The sequence below is a fragment of the Arthrobacter zhaoguopingii genome (assembly GCF_009828595.1).
Lineage (GTDB): Bacteria > Actinomycetota > Actinomycetes > Actinomycetales > Micrococcaceae > Arthrobacter_D > Arthrobacter_D zhaoguopingii.
On record NZ_WPNY01000002.1, the window covers coordinates 267,689 to 283,347 of the forward strand.

Annotated in this window: 14 protein-coding genes; 10 read left to right on the plus strand and 4 right to left on the minus strand. The window is 69.4% G+C overall.

What is annotated here, in order from left to right; genetic code table 11:
* Positions 1-106: 106 nt before the first annotated feature.
* The 4 genes from GVV86_RS03670 to GVV86_RS03685 are packed head-to-tail and all read left to right on the plus strand — an operon-like array spanning position 107 to position 3,956.
* Entirely contained in the window at positions 107-1,078 is a 972-nt protein-coding gene (locus tag GVV86_RS03670; protein WP_159801647.1) for a sugar-binding transcriptional regulator, read from the plus strand.
* Positions 1,079-1,087: 9 nt separating this feature from the next.
* A complete protein-coding gene (locus tag GVV86_RS03675) occupies positions 1,088-1,924 on the plus strand; it encodes an aldo/keto reductase (protein ID WP_159801459.1) in 837 nt (278 codons plus the stop codon).
* Positions 1,921-2,883: an alpha/beta fold hydrolase gene (locus tag GVV86_RS03680; RefSeq protein ID WP_246669863.1), complete on the plus strand. Its 963-nt coding sequence runs from the start codon at positions 1,921-1,923 to the stop codon at positions 2,881-2,883. The genes GVV86_RS03675 and GVV86_RS03680 overlap by 4 nt, the downstream gene beginning before the upstream one ends.
* Positions 2,880-3,956: a glycosyltransferase family 4 protein gene (locus GVV86_RS03685; RefSeq protein ID WP_159801461.1), complete on the plus strand. Its 1,077-nt coding sequence runs from the start codon at positions 2,880-2,882 to the stop codon at positions 3,954-3,956. The genes GVV86_RS03680 and GVV86_RS03685 overlap by 4 nt, the downstream gene beginning before the upstream one ends.
* Before the next feature lie 73 nt (positions 3,957-4,029).
* Here GVV86_RS03685 and GVV86_RS03690 read toward each other — a convergent pair whose 3' ends face one another.
* The 4 genes from GVV86_RS03690 to GVV86_RS03705 all read right to left on the minus strand — a co-directional run bounded on the left by GVV86_RS03690 (position 4,030) and on the right by GVV86_RS03705 (position 8,858).
* Positions 4,030-4,872, minus strand: coding sequence for a hypothetical protein (locus GVV86_RS03690; RefSeq protein ID WP_159801463.1), 843 nt, complete (start codon positions 4,870-4,872; stop codon positions 4,030-4,032).
* A gap of 375 nt (positions 4,873-5,247) precedes the next feature.
* On the minus strand, positions 5,248-5,880 hold the full coding sequence (locus GVV86_RS03695) for a CG0192-related protein (protein ID WP_159616743.1): 633 nt from the start codon (positions 5,878-5,880) through the stop codon (positions 5,248-5,250).
* Positions 5,881-6,204: 324 nt separating this feature from the next.
* Positions 6,205-6,951 carry an IclR family transcriptional regulator gene (locus GVV86_RS03700; RefSeq protein ID WP_159801651.1) on the minus strand — a complete coding sequence of 249 codons (747 nt, stop codon included), beginning with the start codon at positions 6,949-6,951 and terminating at the stop codon, positions 6,205-6,207.
* Positions 6,952-6,956: 5 nt separating this feature from the next.
* The gene (locus GVV86_RS03705; protein WP_159801653.1) at positions 6,957-8,858 is read right to left on the minus strand and encodes an FAD-binding monooxygenase; all 1,902 of its coding nucleotides are present in this window, start codon (positions 8,856-8,858) and stop codon (positions 6,957-6,959) included.
* Positions 8,859-9,106: 248 nt separating this feature from the next.
* Between GVV86_RS03705 and GVV86_RS03710 the strand changes: the two genes are divergently transcribed.
* Genes GVV86_RS03710 through GVV86_RS03735 form a run of 6 tightly spaced genes read left to right on the plus strand, consistent with a single transcriptional unit; the run spans position 9,107 to position 15,567 of the window.
* Positions 9,107-10,582 carry a fumarylacetoacetate hydrolase family protein gene (locus GVV86_RS03710; RefSeq protein ID WP_159801655.1) on the plus strand — a complete coding sequence of 492 codons (1,476 nt, stop codon included), beginning with the start codon at positions 9,107-9,109 and terminating at the stop codon, positions 10,580-10,582.
* Positions 10,575-11,255: a GntR family transcriptional regulator gene (locus tag GVV86_RS03715; RefSeq protein WP_246199637.1), complete on the plus strand. Its 681-nt coding sequence runs from the start codon at positions 10,575-10,577 to the stop codon at positions 11,253-11,255. The genes GVV86_RS03710 and GVV86_RS03715 overlap by 8 nt, the downstream gene beginning before the upstream one ends.
* Positions 11,256-11,264: 9 nt before the next feature.
* Complete coding sequence (gene hpaE, locus GVV86_RS03720; protein WP_159801465.1) at positions 11,265-12,806, plus strand: 5-carboxymethyl-2-hydroxymuconate semialdehyde dehydrogenase; 1,542 nt, start codon at positions 11,265-11,267, stop codon at positions 12,804-12,806.
* Between the two features lie 51 nt (positions 12,807-12,857).
* Positions 12,858-13,931 (plus strand): 3,4-dihydroxyphenylacetate 2,3-dioxygenase, encoded by a 1,074-nt coding sequence (gene hpaD, locus GVV86_RS03725; protein ID WP_159801467.1) that lies wholly within the window; start codon positions 12,858-12,860, stop codon positions 13,929-13,931.
* Positions 13,932-13,984: 53 nt separating this feature from the next.
* Positions 13,985-14,770: a 2-oxo-hept-4-ene-1,7-dioate hydratase gene (gene hpaH, locus GVV86_RS03730; protein ID WP_159616753.1), complete on the plus strand. Its 786-nt coding sequence runs from the start codon at positions 13,985-13,987 to the stop codon at positions 14,768-14,770.
* Complete coding sequence (locus GVV86_RS03735) at positions 14,755-15,567, plus strand: HpcH/HpaI aldolase family protein (RefSeq protein WP_201291344.1); 813 nt, start codon at positions 14,755-14,757, stop codon at positions 15,565-15,567. The genes hpaH and GVV86_RS03735 overlap by 16 nt, the downstream gene beginning before the upstream one ends.
* Positions 15,568-15,659: the final 92 nt, after the last annotated feature.

Consider the following 15,659-nt stretch of genomic DNA (forward strand, 5'->3'; position numbering starts at 1 on the left):
TGAGAATAGACTGGTGCCCCACCATGAACTCCCCCGCCTGCCCCGGGCCCCGACCGAAAAGGAGGGCACCGGCCACCGGTCCAGGGACGCCCTCCGCGCGGCCCAGATGTACTACCTCCAGGACCTGACGATGGACGCCATCGCCCGGGAGCTGCGGACGTCCCGCTCCACGGTGTCCCGGCTGCTGTCCATGGCGCGCCAGACCGGCCTGGTGCAGATTTCGATCAACAACCCCGCCGAACGCGCGCCCGTCCTTGAGCAGCAGATCCGCCGCCGCTTCGGCGTCGAGGCACACGTGGTGCCCGTCGCGGACAGCGTGAGCGACTCCGAGGCACTGGAGCGCGTGGCGATCCAGGCGGCGCGCACGATCAGCCCGCTGATGGACTCCAACGCGATCATCGGCGTCGCCTGGGGCTCCACCCTCAGCGCCGTCAGCCACCACCTGACCCGCAAGGACATCCACGACAGCACGATCGTGCAGCTCAACGGGGCCGGAAACACCCAGACGACCGGCATCACCTACGCCAGTGAGATCCTGCGGCGCTTCGGCCAGGCCTACGGCGCCCGTGTTGAGCAGTTTCCCGTCCCTGCCTTCTTCGACCACGCCGACACCAAGCGGGCGATGTGGAACGAGCGCAGTGTGCGGCGCATCCTCGATCTCCAGCACCGGATGACGGTGGCGGTCTTCGGCGTCGGGTCGATCGACGCCGGGATCCCCAGCCACGTGTACAGCGGCGGGTACCTCGACGACGAGGATCTCGCCCAGCTCGCCGAGGACGAGGTGGTGGGCGATGTGGCCACCATGTTTTTTCGGGAGGACGGCAGCCACCGGGACATCCTGCTCAACCAGCGCAGCACCGGTCCCGACCTCGACCACCTCCGGGAGGTCCGGCGCCGGATCTGCGTGGTGTCCGGGGAGACGAAGATCAATGGGCTGCGGGGGGCGCTGGCCGCGGGCCTTGCAACGGACCTGATCCTCGATGAGGCCTCCGCCCGCCGGCTGGTGCAGCTCGCGGCGGACGAGCAGCCCGGCGGCGCTCCAGCGCGGCTGGCCGGCACGTCCCGCGCCGATCGGTAGAGTCGTTCCATGCAACGAGCCCCAAAAGTTCCCCTGAACAACGGCGTGGAGATCGATGCCGTGGGGTACGGCGTCTACAAGGTGCCCCCCGCCGACACCACCGACCTGTGCACGCTGGCGCTCGAGGCCGGCTACCGCACCCTCGACACGGCCACCATGTACGGCAACGAGGCAGGAGTGGGCGAGGCGGTGCGCCGGGCGCTGGCCGGCGGTCGAAAGCGCAGCGACATCTTCGTCACCACGAAGGTCTTCAACCGGGACCAGGGCTACGACTCGACGCTCCGGGCCTTCGATTCCTCCCTCGACCTCCTCGGCCTTGAGTATCTCGACCTCTATCTCATCCACTGGCCCCTGCCCGAGCGCGGGCTGTACGTCGAGACCTACCGGGCCCTCGAGCAGCTCTACCGGGACGGCCGGGTGAGGTCCATCGGGGTGTCGAACTTCCAGCGGCCCCACCTCGAGCGGCTCTTCGGCGAAACCGGGGTGGTGCCCGCACTGAACCAGATCGAGGTGCACCCCTACCTGCAGCAGCACGACCTCCGGGCCTTCCACGCGGAACATGGCATCGCCACCCAGGCGTGGAGTCCCCTCGGGCGGGGCCACGTGCTGACCGACCCGGTCATCACCGGTATCGCTGCCGATCTGGGCCGCACCCCGGCCCAGGTGATCCTGCGCTGGCACCTCGACGGCGGGAACCTCGTCATCCCCAAGGCGAGCAGCGCCGAGCGGATCCAGGGCAACCTCGACGTCTTCGATTTCACCCTCGCCCCGGACCAGCGGGCGGCCATCGACGGGCTGGAGCGGGGCCACCGATTCGGCTCCCACCCCGACCGGGTGAACTCGTGAGGCTCCACGGCCCGAATGCCGGTACCGGGCCCACCGCAGCAGAACCGGCCCCGGCCGCTGCTGCCCCGCGCACCGCGCAGGTACGGACCGTTCCCTGGGAGGGGAGGCTCCAGCGGTACTGGGACTTCGCACCGCTCGGGCCCGCCGGCCGGCCGGCCGCGCCCCAGGATGCGGCGGAACCGGTGATGTTCCTGGTCCACGGCTTCCGGGGCGACCACCACGGGCTGCTGCGGATCGTCGAGGGGCTGCCCGACTACCGTGTGATCGTGCCGGACCTTCCCGGCTTCGGTGCCTCGGAGGCGCTGGCCGGCGTCCACGACGTCTCCGCCTACGCCCGGTTCGTCCGCCACAGCCTCGAGGCGCTGGGGCTCGGGCCCTCGACGGTCCTGCTGGGCCATTCCTTCGGCTCGGTCATCGCGTCGCGGTTCGCCGCGGACAACCCGGGCCGCACCGCCGCCCTGATTCTGGTCAATCCCATCTGCGAGCCCGCCCTCGAGGGCTCGAGCCGCCTGGCGTCCCGGGCAGCAGAGCTGTATTACGCCGCCGGCGCCCGTCTGCCCGAACGCCCCGGCCTGGCGCTCCTGACCAACCCCCTGATCGTGCGCGTCATGAGCATCTTCATGGCCAAGACCCGCGACCGGGCGCTGCGCGCTTACATCCATGACCAGCACGCCCGCTACTTCAGTGCGTTCGCGGAGCGCAGGGTGGTCCTCGAGGCCTTCCTGGCCTCGATCGGTGCCACGGTCCGCGACAGTGCCGCCGACCTGACCGGCCCGGTCCTGCTGATCGCCGCCGAACTCGACGACCTGGGGTCCCTCGAAGGACAGCGCCGCCTCGCGGCGATGATCCCCGGGGCGCGGCTGGAGGTCCTTGCCGGTACCGGACACCTCGTGCACTACGAAAAGCCGCTCGAGGCCGCGGCGCTGGTCACGGCCTTCCTGCAGGAGGGCCGGAAGTGAAAATCCTCATCGATGCGCGCTTCACGCGGACCGACCACCACGATGGGATCAGCCGTTACGGGGCAAGCCTGATCGGTGCGGTCTCCACGCTGGCCGAGGTCACAATGCTCATCAGCGATCCGCGGCAGCTGGCGCTGCTTCCCGAGGTGCCCTACGTCCTGGCTAACAGCCCGCTCTCCCCCGCCGAGCTCCTGGTGGCGCGGACCGTGAACCGCCTGCGCCCCGACGTCGTCGTCAGCCCGCTGCAGACCATGGGGACCTGGGGCCGGAAGTACCCGCTGATCCTGACCCTTCACGACCTGATCTACTACACCAATCCCGCGCCCCCGCCCTTCCTTCCGCTGCCGGTGCGGGCGCTGTGGCGCCTCTACCACCTGGCCTACTGGCCGCAGCGGCTGCTGCTGAACCGCGCCGACGTCGTGGCGACCATCTCTGAGACCACTGCCACCCTGATCCGGGAGCACGCCCTGACCCGGCGGCCCGTTCACATCGTCGGCAACGCCCCGCAGGAGGCCGCCGTCGTCCGCGATCCAGCGGTCGCGCCGGAGAAATCCCTCCTCTACATGGGCTCGTTCATGCCCTACAAGAACGTCGAGACGCTCCTCGCGGGAATGGCCGGGCTCGGGGAGTACACGCTGCACCTGCTCAGCAGGATCACGAGCGAACGCCGGGCCGAACTTGAGGCCCTGATCCCGGCCGGTGCCACCGTCGTCTTCCACAATGGCGTCAGCGACGAAGAGTACAACCGGCTCCTGGCCACCGCAACGGCGCTGATCACGCTGTCGAAGGCCGAGGGCTACGGGCTGCCGGTGATCGAGGCGATGGCGGCGGGAACCCCGGTGATCGCCAGCGACATCCCCATCTTCCGGGAGGTGGGCGGCGGGGCGGCCCTCCTGGTCGACCCGGACGACCCGGCTGCGCTTACCGAGGCCGTCCGCGCCCTGGGCTCCGCCGGGCGGTGGGCCCGGGCGTCCGCGGACGGCCTGGCGCAGGCCGCCACCTACACCTGGGAACGCTCGGCCCGACAACTGATTGACGCGGCCGAGGCGGCGATCAAGGAGCACCGAAGCTGAGACGCGGGCACCAGCCGGGCTGCATTACCGATGCCGTTCCGGAGCCGCGGCGGGCTCCGGAACGGCGCTGAGGCTAGCTGCTGCGCTTAGTGCTGCGGATCCGCAGGGCCGCCGCGGCCGGCACAGCGATGCCCGCGGCGAGCAGGCCCGCCAGCAGGGCTGTGCCCGCATTGTCCTCGGGGGTCGAGACCGCAGCGGTCTGGATGTTCAGCCCGACGTTGGTCTTTCCGGGAGCGGGCGCAGCGGCGGGCGGGGCCGCCGGAGCAAGGACGGGCTGGGGAACCACGACAGGAGGCAGCCCGGTCTGACCCTCGCAGGCGGCGAGGAAAGCCTTGAAGAGATCGAGGAGATTCGTCATGGTGGCCTCGTCGAGGTCGATCCCGGTAAGGGCCATCTCGAACTCGACGAACGCCTGCTCCAGAACCAGGCCGGCTGCTGCGATCTCCGGTGTATCGATTGAGGCGTCAAAGGCCGCCTCGAGGCCGGGCAGGGCGTTCTCTGCCGCGTCGAAGCGGTCCTGGGCCGCGACAAGCGCCGCCTCGGCCGCCTCGATCGCCTGCGGGTCCCCGGACTTCACGGCAGCTGCGTGCTTCAGCTTCGCGTCCTCAAGGGCGGGGACGGCGGCGTCGAACTCGATGTAACCGGCCTCGAGGGCCGGGCCGGTCACCGCGGCGGCGACCTCGATGAGCGCGGAGTAGGCCTCTTCCGCCTGCGCCATGGCGGCGGCGGCCGCTTCGAGCCGCGTCACCGACGCCGCGGTGATTCCCGCCCCGGCCAGCGCCGAGTTGAACGCGCCCGCAGCCGTCAGGCATCCGGCGTCCCCCGGCGCTGCCGTTGCTGCCGGCGTGCCGAGGAAAAGCCCTCCGGCCAAGACAGCGGCCGCGGAACCCGCTGCAGTCCATTTTTTTGAAATCATCACTGGTTTTTCTCCTGAAGCCCGGAAATGCCCCGCAGGCCGACCCCGCGGTGCCAGCTTGCGGCACCCTCCGTCGGGCGCCGAAAAAACGGGCGCTGCAAAGCCCGTGGACGCCGGTTGGAAGAGTGGCCGCTGGTCTTGATGCATCAGGACTCAAAGAGAACTGGGAATCGTCTGAGTTTCACCCGGAAGACCGCTGTGGGTCCAAAAGTACAGAAGGCATGTCGATATAGCAATTACGCCCAGTCCCACCCGTAACGCCGTCTATTTCCCGTTCTTTTGCCGCTCAGAAATTGAGGACTATTCATCTCGCCAGTCGCGGTGGCCCCGAACGGTCCGACCGCGGGGGACCGGGACGGGCGGCCAGCGCAGGGGTTAGGCCGTGCGGGGAGTACCGGCGAGGAACTGCACGGGCGGTTCCTGGCCGGACCAGGTGCCCATCAGCGCGTGGGGTCCCCGGATGCCCCCGGACAGGTCAGGCACCCGGAACAGGACGAGGTCAAGGTCCCGTCCGCGAACAGGAGTCTCACTCCCGGCCACGCCGCCGTCAAGGGTGCCGGGATCAGGCACGGGCAGGCCGCGGAGTACGGTGACGCTTGCGGACTGGAGGGACGGCTCAAGGCGGCCGTCGACGTCGACGAACTCATCAGCCTGGCCGGGGCCTCCGAGCAGCGCCGTCGACACCACCGCACTGTAGACCGGGTCGACGCAGGCGTCGTAGACCCACCGCTGCCCCAGGATCGAATGGTCCATCGCACCGACGAATCCTGACTCCGCTCCGGCCAGGGGTGACGATCGGTAGGTCAGGGGAATCTGCACCACCTCCCGGCCGGTGGTGACGAGGAGGGTTTCCATGCCGACCTCGCCGTCCGGGTCGTCGAAGCGGAACGAGGCGACCTTCTGCAGATCGGTGACGCTGTTGTTCCTCCACCAGGGCTGGGCGGGCAGCCAGCCGGCGAGGAGTTCCAATTTGGTCGGGCGCAGCGTTGCTCTGTGAAGGATGGCCATATCCCTTAGCCTAGGGACTCTCAAGGAGGATGACAGGACTATGTCCGGGCAATTTTCAGGAAGATCAAAATTTCCGCGCAAGGAAAAGCGACGGATGCGCCCGAAAGTCCGGATGCGTTGGTCATTTCCGGGTTCACCGCGAACCAGCATGCGACCAGCGCCCCCGAAAACGACCGCCGGGCCGGAAATATCGGGCGCGCCTGTCGTTTTCGGGTCCTCGGGGCACTAACGGGTTCCTGGATCGACGCCCGGGGCCGACCATCCGGAACCGGTGGGCACAGCGGCAACCCGAGGGTCCCGGGTTCCGTGGGCCCGGCGTTCCGGCTACCTCAGGATCCGCTCGATGGCGGCCGCGGCAGCGCAGACGCGGGCGCCGATCTCTTCGGCCGCCACCTCGCTGCTCAGGTAGACAACCGCAAGGGCGGCCGGAAGCTGTCCGGTGACCCGGATGGGGGCGCCGATCGAACTGACACCGGGAATCACCTCGTCCCGGCTGAACGCGAAGCCGGTGCGCGCCGCCGTCCGGGACTCCGTCCGGTACGGCTCCCCCGGCGCCAGTTCCTCCCACTGCTCCTCGGTCAGCGCCGACTGGATCGCGATCCCGGGCGCTCCCGCAGCGAAGGAATGCCGGGTGCCCGGCCGCTGCACGAGGACCCCTTCGCCGCGGGGCGGTTCGACGGCCACCAGGGTGACGCACTGGCGGCGGTCCCACACGGCGATGAAGGCGCTCATCTGCAGCGACGCGGACAGGGCCGTCAGCTCGGGCAGCGCCGCGCTCTGCAGCTTCCGCGCCACACCCCGAGCCAGGGCCGCAAGCCCCGGGCCGGACCAGAACCGTCCGCCGTCATCCCTGAGCACGAGGGAGTGATCTTCAAGGGTGCGCAGAATGCGGTAGGCGATGGACCGGTGGACCCCCAGGGAGCCGGCGATCTCGGCAATGGTCATCCCGGAGGTGGACTCGGCGAGCACCTCAAGGACCCGGATGCCGCGCGAGAGGGTCTGCGACGTGGACGACGCCGTGGCCTTCGGGGCGCTAACGCCCGGGGACGCCGCTGATTCCCCGATGCCCATCCGGCTCACGCGCTCCCGACCGGACGGGCCAGGAGTTGGGGCGCGAAGAACGCGGCCAGCTCGGCGGTGGCCGCCAACGGCAGAACGTTCGCCACGTACTGGTCCGGACGGACGACGACGACCGCACCGGCCCGGTCGATGCCCCGCAGGTCGAAGATGTCCGCCGCCGGGTCCACCGCGTAGACCTTGTCGTAGTTGGTGAGCCGGAACGGCCCGACCGGGGGCTGAAAGACGCCCGGCACGTCCCCGATGTCGATCTGGGTGTGCTTCTGCTGGTGAATGACCACGACGTCGAACCATGCGTCGGGGTCGAGGCCCTGCGGGGTGGCCGCGAGCGGCGACTCTGCCGCATGAGCCATCCAATTGGCGAGCGCCGCCACACCGGATCCGGCACCCGGAGCGGCCGCGTCGGCGAAGACGTAGATCCGCCAGCGGCCGTCGGCGGTCGCCTGGTGGCCAAGGTGCAGGGGAACGCCGTCGCACACGCGCACGACGGGCGCGGACTTGAACCGCTTGCCGATCGGGAAGCCGGAAGCGATGTCCTGGTGGACGGGTTCGGCGATCAGGAGGGAGGGCGAGTACTGGGTCATGAAGCCCATCGGGAATTCGCCGGTGCGCACATAGAAGTCCTCAAGTTCGGAGGGGTCCTCAAACTCCTCCGGCTTCTTGGCCATGAGCGTCGACCACTCCTTGTCGAACTCGATGAGGTTCTTCGCCACGACCTGGCGCTCCGCCGAGTACGTCGACAGCAGGGCCTCGGGGCTGCGCCCCTCCAGCACGTGCCCGAGCTTCCAGCCCAGGTTGAACCCGTCCTGCATCGATACGTTCATGCCCTGGCCCGCCTTGGCGCTGTGCGTGTGGCAGGCGTCCCCGGTGATGAAGACCCGCGGCGTGCGGATTCCCACCTCGTCGGGGAGGACGTCGTCGAACCGGTCGCTGAGACGGTGGCCCACTTCGTACACGCTGTGCCACGCGACGTGGCGGACGTCGAGCGTGTAGGGGCTGAGGATCGTGTTGGCCTTGGCGATGATCTGTTCGAGGGTGGTCCGGCGCACGGCGCCGTTGTCGTCCGGTGGGACCTCGCCCAGGTCGACGTACATGCGGAACAGATGCCCGCCCTCACGCGGAATGAGCAGGATGCTGCCGCCCCCACCTGACTGGATGGCGCACTTGAGACGGATGTCGGGGAAGTCGGTGACCGCGAGCGCGTCCATCACGCCCCAGGCGTGGCGGGCCTGGTCTCCGGCCAGCGTGCAGCCGATTGCCCGGCGCACCCGGCTCCGGGCACCGTCGGCGCCAACCACGTACTTGGCCCGCACGGTACGCGGAGTACCCGCCCGCTCCCCCGCGGTGTGCGTCAGCGTCACCTTCACCGGGTACCCGCCGTCGCCCGTGACCTCAAGGTCCTCGAACTCGAAGCCGTAGTCCGGGGTCATCCGGGCCGGGGAGTTCCGCATGAATTCCGCGAAGTAGTCGAGCACGCGCGCCTGGTTGACGATGAGGTGGGGGAACTCGCTGATCACCGCCGGGTCGTCCTCGGGGCGGGCGGTGCGGATAATCCGCGCGGGATCGGCGGGGTCCGGCTTCCAGAAAGCCATCTCGACAATGCGGTACGCCTCCTCGGTGATCCGCTGGGCGAAGCCGAAGGCCTGGAAGGTTTCGACGCTGCGCGCCTGGATGCCGTCGGCCTGGCCGATCGCGAGCCGGGCATCCCGCCGCTCCACGATCCGGGTGGTGATCCCGGGGAACTGGGACAGCTGGGCGGCGGTGATCATGCCGGCGGGGCCGGTGCCGACGATCAGCACGTCGACCTCGTCGGGAAGGTCTGCAGGGCGGTCGATGCCGGTGCCGGCCGCCGGCTGGATGCGGGGATCACCCGAGACGTATCCGTGGTGGTGGAACTGCACGGGCTTCCTCACTTCGTTGTGGTGAAAGTTCGATTATCGAACGCCTCGTTCGACTATCGTACGGCTGATGCTACTGCCGGGCCGGTGACCGGACAAGGCCCAGGTACCCGCGGCGTCGCAGGACCCGGGGGCCCGCCGGGAGCGGCAGCCCGGCTCGTCGGCGGGAAGCGGCGTGCTGCCGCCCTTGACGCGCCCTCCTGCTCCTCCTAGGCTTCGTATACGATTTCGTACTTCCTGAGGAGCACCCCCTGGAACTGGCCACCGCATCCACCCTGGCCGCGGCCCGCAAGGTCATCGCCGTGCATCTGAACTATCCGAGCCGGGCCGCCCAGCGGGGACGCACCCCGGAGCAGCCTTCCTACTTCCTCAAGCCCCCGTCCTCCCTCGCGCTCAGCGGATCGGCTGTCGAGCGCCCTGCCGGGTGTGAGCTCCTCGGCTTCGAGGGCGAGATCGCCCTGATCATCGGCAGGCCGGCACGCCGGGTCGGCATCGACGCCGCCTGGAGCCACGTCGGCTGGGTCACCGCCGGCAACGACCTGGGCGTCTACGACCTGCGGTACGCGGACAAGGGCTCCAACCTGCGCTCCAAGGGAGGCGACGGGTTCACCCCTATCGGCCCGGGCCTCCTTCCCGCGGATTCTCTCGATCCGGCCTCCCTGCGCATCCGCACCTGGCACAACGGCGCCCTGGTCCAGGACGACACCACCGCGGACCTGCTCTTTCCCTTCGCGCGGCTCATCGCCGACCTGTCCCAGCTGCTGACCCTTGAGCCCGGCGACATCATCCTCACCGGCACCCCCGCAGGGGCCTCGGTCGCCGCGCCCGGCGACGTCGTCGAGGTCGAAGTCTCGGATGCCCGGACGGCGGGCGGCAGCCCCGGGCCCACCTCCGGACGGCTGCTCACCCGGGTCGAGCAGGGATCGGTTTCCTTCGCGGACTTCGGCGCTCTCCCCCGGTCCGATGACCTCCAGCGGGAGGAGGCGTATGGATCCCGCGAAGCTGCGGGCCTGCCGGAACCGGAACCGGTCCTCACTCCGGCGCTGAAGGCAGCCCTTGAAAGCGTCTCCACCGCCACCCTGTCCTCCCAGCTCCGCAGGCGCGGCCTGAACAACGTCAGCATCGACGGCCTCACCTCCACCCGTCCCCAGCGGCGGGTGGTGGGGCTGGCCCGCACCCTGCGGTACGTGCCCAACCGGGAAGATCTCTTCGCCAACCATGGCGGCGGCTATAACGCACAGAAACGGGCAATCGACTCCGTCAACGAGGGTGAGGTCCTGGTGATGGAGGCGCGCGGGGAAAAGGGAACGGGCACCGTCGGCGACATCCTGGCCCTCCGCGCCCAGGTCCGCGGCGCCGCGGCCATCATCACCGACGGCGGGGTCCGGGATGTCTCCGCCGTGGCTGCCCTGGACATGCCCACCTACTTCGCCAATCCCCATCCCGCCGTCCTCGGCCGCCGGCACATCCCGTGGGACACCGACATCACCATCGCCTGCGGCGGCGCCACGGTCCAGCCCGGTGACGTCATCGTCGCGGACGCCGACGGCATCCTGGTGATCCCGCCGGCCCTCGCCGGGGAACTCGCCGAAGATTCCATCGCACAGGAGCGCGAGGAGGCGTTCATCGCCGAAATGGTCGAACAGGGCCACAGCGTCGACGGGCTCTACCCGCTGAACGCCGCCTGGCGTACCCGGTATGACGAGTGGGCGGCGGAGCGTGGCTGAGGCCGTTCCGGCGGCACCCGCCGGCAGCAAGTCCGAGCAGGCCTACGCGCTCATCAAGGCCCGCATCGTCGAGGGCACCTACTCCCCCGGACACCGGCTGGTGCTCGCGCGGATCGCCGGGGACCTGGGGGTTAGCGTTGTGCCGATCCGCGAAGCGATCCGCCGGCTCGAGGCCGAAGGCCTGGTGACCTTCGAGCGCAACATCGGGGCCACCGTGGCGGGGATCGATCCCACCGAATACCTCTACACAATGCAGACCCTCAGCATCATCGAGGGCGCGGCCACCGCGTTGTCCTCACCCCTCCTCGGGGCCGCTGACATCGCCCGGGCCCGGGCCGTGAACGAGGAGATGCGCGCCTGCCTGAAGGACTTCGACCCGGTGCGCTTCACCCGGCTCAACCAGGAGTTCCACAGCGTCCTGTTCGAGCACTGCCCCAACCCGCACATCCTCGCCCTGGTGCACCGCGGCTGGAACCGGCTGGCCTCCCTGCGCTCGTCCACCTTCCGCTTCGTTCCCGGCCGCGCCCACGAGTCAGTCGATGAGCACGAAGCGCTGCTGAGGCTCATCGAGTCACAGGCGGACGCCGACGCCATCGAAAAGGCCGCCCGACTCCACCGCAGTGCCACCCTTGACGCCTACCTCGCGCAGTCCTCTGCCGCCGATCCCAGTTAGGACCCTCCAATGACGACCTCCAGCAGCACAGCACTCGGCCAGCACGTCCCGGAAGGGCTGCCCGCGCATCTCCAGCACTACATCGGCGGACAGTTCGTTGACTCCCTCGGCGGGCAGACCTTCGACGTCCTCGACCCCGTCTCGAACCGGAACTACGCCACCGCGGCCGCCGGCCAGCAGGAGGATATCGACGCCGCGGTCGCCGTCGCCCGGAAGGCCTTCCTCGAGGGACCGTGGCCGACGATGAAGCCGCGCGAACGCGCCCGGGTCCTGAACCGCATCGCCGACGCCGTGGAGGCGCAGGAAGCGCGGCTCGCAGAGCTCGAGACCTTCGACACGGGCCTTCCGATCACGCAGGCCAAGGGACAGGCGCTGCGGGCGGCTGAGAACTTCCGCTTCTTCGCCGACCTCATCGTGGCCCAGTTCGACGACGCCATGAAGGTCCCCGGATCCCAGCTCAACTATGTGAACCGGAAGCCGATCGGCGTCGCCGGCCTCATCACCCCCTGGAACACCCCCTTCATGCTCGAATCCTGGAAGCTCGCACCGGCCCTGGCCACCGGCAACACCGTGGTCCTGAAGCCGGCCGAATTCACCCCCCTGTCGGCCTCGCTCTGGGCGCAGATCTTCCAGGATGCAGGCCTGCCCGACGGGGTGTTCAACCTGGTCAACGGTCTCGGTGAGGAGGCCGGGGACGCCCTCGTGAAACACCCGGACGTGCCGCTGATCTCGTTCACCGGCGAGACCTCGACCGGGCGGACGATCTTCCGCAACGCCGCCGAGAACCTCAAAGGCCTGTCGATGGAGCTCGGCGGGAAGAGCCCGTGCGTGGTGTTCGCCGACGCAGACCTCGACGCCGCCATCGATTCGGCCCTCTTCGGCGTGTTCTCCCTCAACGGCGAGCGCTGCACGGCAGGCTCGCGGATCCTCGTCGAACGCTCCGTGTACGAGGAGTTCTGCGGGAAGTTCGCCGCCCGGGCGAAGAACATCGTGGTCGGCGATCCGCACGACCCGAAGACCGAGGTCGGAGCCCTCGTCCACCCGGAGCACTTCGAGAAGGTCGCCTCCTACGTGGAGATCGGCAAGACCGAAGGCCGGCTCCTGGCCGGCGGCGGACGGCCCGAGCACCTGCCGGAGGGCAACTACATCGCCCCCACTGTCTTCGCCGATGTGTCCCCGGATGCGCGCATCTTCCAGGAGGAGATCTTCGGCCCGGTGGTCGCGATCACCCCCTTCGACACCGACGCCGAGGCCCTCGACCTGGCGAACAACACCCGGTACGGGCTCGCCGCCTACATCTGGACGCAGAACCTCACGCGGGCCCACACCTTCTCCCAACGGGTCGAGGCGGGCATGGTGTGGCTCAACAGCCACAACGTCCGAGACCTGCGCACCCCCTTCGGCGGGGTGAAGGCCTCCGGGCTGGGCCATGAGGGCGGCTACCGCTCCATCGACTTCTACACCGACCAGCAGGCCGTGCACATCACCCTTGGCACCGTCCACACCCCGAAATTCGGAAACATCGAGGCCTCCGCGGCCAACGAAGGCTGAAACCAGCGGCCTCAGCACCTCCCTCACCTGCCCGAAGAAGAGAGAACCCCAATGACCGACTTCGTTCCCACCCCCACCCTCCCGGCGCCTGACATTGTCCGCTGCGCCTACATGGAGATCGTCGTCACCGACCTCGCGAAGTCCCGGGAGTTCTACGTCGGCGTCCTCGGCCTCCATGTCACCGAGGAGGACGAGAACACCATCTACCTGCGCTCGCTCGAGGAGTTCATCCACCACAACCTGGTCCTGCGGCAGGGGCCCGTGGCGGCCGTGGCCGCCTTCGCCTACCGGGTGAAGTCGCCCGCCGAGGTGGACGCCGCGGAGGCCTACTATCGGGAGCTGGGCTGCCGCACCGAGCGCCGCCCGAAAGGGTTCACCAAGGGGATCGGCGATTCGGTCCGCGTCGAGGACCCGCTCGGCTTCCCGTACGAATTCTTCTACGAGACCGAGCACGTCGAACGCCTCACCCAGCGCTACGACCTCTACTCCGCCGGGGAACTTGTGCGCCTCGATCACTTCAACCAGGTCACCCCCGATGTCCCCCGCGGCCGCAGATACCTTGAAGACCTCGGCTTCCGCGTCTCCGAGGACATCCAGGACTCGGACGGCGTCACCTACGCCGCCTGGCTGCACCGCAAGCAGACAGTCCACGACACCGCCCTGACCGGCGGCGACGGGCCCCGCATGCACCACGTCGCCTTCGCCACGCACGAGAAGCACAACATCATCCAGATCTGCGACAAGATGGGCGCCCTGCGGATCTCGGACCGGATCGAACGCGGGCCCGGCCGGCACGGGGTTTCCAACGCGTTCTACCTGTACATCCTGGACCCGGACGGGCACCGGATCGAGATCTACACCCAGGACTACTACACGGGCGATCCCGACAACCCCACGGTGACCTGGGATGTGCACGACAACCAGCGCCGCGACTGGTGGGGCAACCCCGTCGTCCCCAGCTGGTACACCGAGGCCTCCCTGGTGCTCGACCTCGACGGCAAGCCCCAGCCGGTCACCGCGCGCACCGATGCCTCCGAGATGGCTGTCACCGTGGGCGCCGACGGCTTCTCCTACACCCGCCAGGACGGCGAGGACAAGGGCTTCAAGGTCGGCGCCCAGCTCTGACCCCGGGGCCCGCCGAGGGCGCCTCCCCTTCCTGCTGCCGAACGGAGCACCCCATGTTGAATCCCGCCATCATCGAATCGATAGCCGACGAGCTGCTTGAAGCCGGACGGTCCCGCACCCCGGTCCCCCTGCTCACCGCCCGCTATCCCGCCATGACCGTCGAGGACTCCTACGCCGTCCAGCGCCTGTGGCGGCAGCGCAGCGAGGACGCAGGCCGCCGGCTGGTGGGCCGGAAGATCGGTCTCACCTCGAGGGCGATGCAGGCGGCCACGGGCATCACGGAGCCCGACTACGGCGCGATTTTCGATGACATGGTCTTCGAATCCGGGTGCTCGGTGCAGTGGGACCGGTACACCCGTCCCCGGGTGGAGGTCGAGCTGGCCTTCGTGCTCAAGACCGACCTCGCCGGCCCGGGCTGCACGATCATCGACGTCCTGAACGCAACCGACTACGTCGTTCCCGCCCTGGAGATCCTCGATTCCCGGATCGAGATGGAGGGACGCACGATCGTAGACACCATCGCGGACAACGCCGCGATGGGTGCCATGGTGCTCGGCGGCAATCCGGTGCGCCCGGGGGCGGTCGACCTGCGCTGGGTGGCCGCCATCCTCTACAAGAACCAGACAGTCGAGGAGACGGGCGTCGCCGCCGGCGTCCTGAACCATCCCGCAGCCGGGGTGCACTGGCTCGCCAATAAGATCGCCGCCCATGGGGAGGGCATGAGGGCCGGAGACACCATCCTCGCCGGCTCCTTTACCCGGCCGCTCTGGGTCGATCCCGGCGACACGATCCACGCCGACTACGGACCCCTGGGGAGCATCACATGCCGCTTCGAGTAGCACCCGACGCCACCTTCCGGGAGGCTCTGGCCGCCGCGGACCGCCCGCTGGCCGGCATGTGGGTCTGCTCCGGCAGCCCCCTGGTCGCCGAGATCTGCGCCGGGTCCGGCCTCGACTGGCTCCTGGTGGACGCCGAACACAGCCCCAACGGCCTCGAATCCATCCTCGCCCAGCTTCAGGCCGTCGACGGGTATCCGGTCACCACCCTGGTCCGCCCGCCGGTCAACGACACGGTGCTCATCAAGCAGTACCTTGACCTCGGCGTGCAGAACCTGCTCGTGCCGATGGTGAACACCGCCGCCGAGGCCGCCGCGGCCGTTGCCGCGACCCGCTACCCCCCGCACGGTGTGCGCGGGGTGGGCTCCGCCCTGGCCCGGGCCGCCCGGTGGAACCGGATCCCCGGCTACCTGGCGCGCGCGGGCGAAACCATCAGCGTCACCGTCCAGATCGAGTCCACGGCGGCGGTCGACGCCGTCGAGGACATCCTCGCCGTGGACGGGGTCGACGCCATCTTCCTCGGCCCCTCGGACCTCGCCGCGTCGATGGGGCACCTCGGGGAACAGGAACACCCGGACGTGCGCGGCGCCGTCGAGAAGTGCCTGCGCGCCGCCCGCGCCGCCGGCACGCCGGCCGGCGTCAACGCCTTCCGGCCGGAAACGGCCCGCGGCTACCTCGACGCCGGAGCCTCCTTTCTCCTCGTCGGGGCCGACGTCGCCCTCCTGGCCCGCGGTTCCGAGGCCCTGGCCGCCGAGTACACCGCGGGCGGCTCCACCGGCGGTGCGACCGCCGGCTACTGAGGCGGCGGCGGGGATCCTTCCACCCGCGCGCCCCGGTGCTACATTGGCTGCACGCAGCGGGTCACTGGGGATTCCCGCACGGTAAGGGGGAA

Excerpts from the sequence above, each read along its gene's own strand:
- GVV86_RS03670 (WP_159801647.1), top strand. The coding sequence starts at position 107 with ATGTACTACCTCCAGGACCTGACGATGGACGCCATCGCCCGGGAGCTG.
- GVV86_RS03675 (WP_159801459.1), top strand. The coding sequence starts at position 1,088 with ATGCAACGAGCCCCAAAAGTTCCCCTGAACAACGGCGTGGAGATCGAT.
- GVV86_RS03690 (WP_159801463.1), bottom strand. The coding sequence starts at position 4,872 with ATGATTTCAAAAAAATGGACTGCAGCGGGTTCCGCGGCCGCTGTCTTG.
- GVV86_RS03695 (WP_159616743.1), bottom strand. The coding sequence starts at position 5,880 with ATGGCCATCCTTCACAGAGCAACGCTGCGCCCGACCAAATTGGAACTC.
- GVV86_RS03700 (WP_159801651.1), bottom strand. The coding sequence starts at position 6,951 with ATGGGCATCGGGGAATCAGCGGCGTCCCCGGGCGTTAGCGCCCCGAAG.
- hpaE (WP_159801465.1), top strand. The coding sequence starts at position 11,265 with ATGACGACCTCCAGCAGCACAGCACTCGGCCAGCACGTCCCGGAAGGG.
- hpaD (WP_159801467.1), top strand. The coding sequence starts at position 12,858 with ATGACCGACTTCGTTCCCACCCCCACCCTCCCGGCGCCTGACATTGTC.
- hpaH (WP_159616753.1), top strand. The coding sequence starts at position 13,985 with ATGTTGAATCCCGCCATCATCGAATCGATAGCCGACGAGCTGCTTGAA.
- GVV86_RS03735 (WP_201291344.1), top strand. The coding sequence starts at position 14,755 with ATGCCGCTTCGAGTAGCACCCGACGCCACCTTCCGGGAGGCTCTGGCC.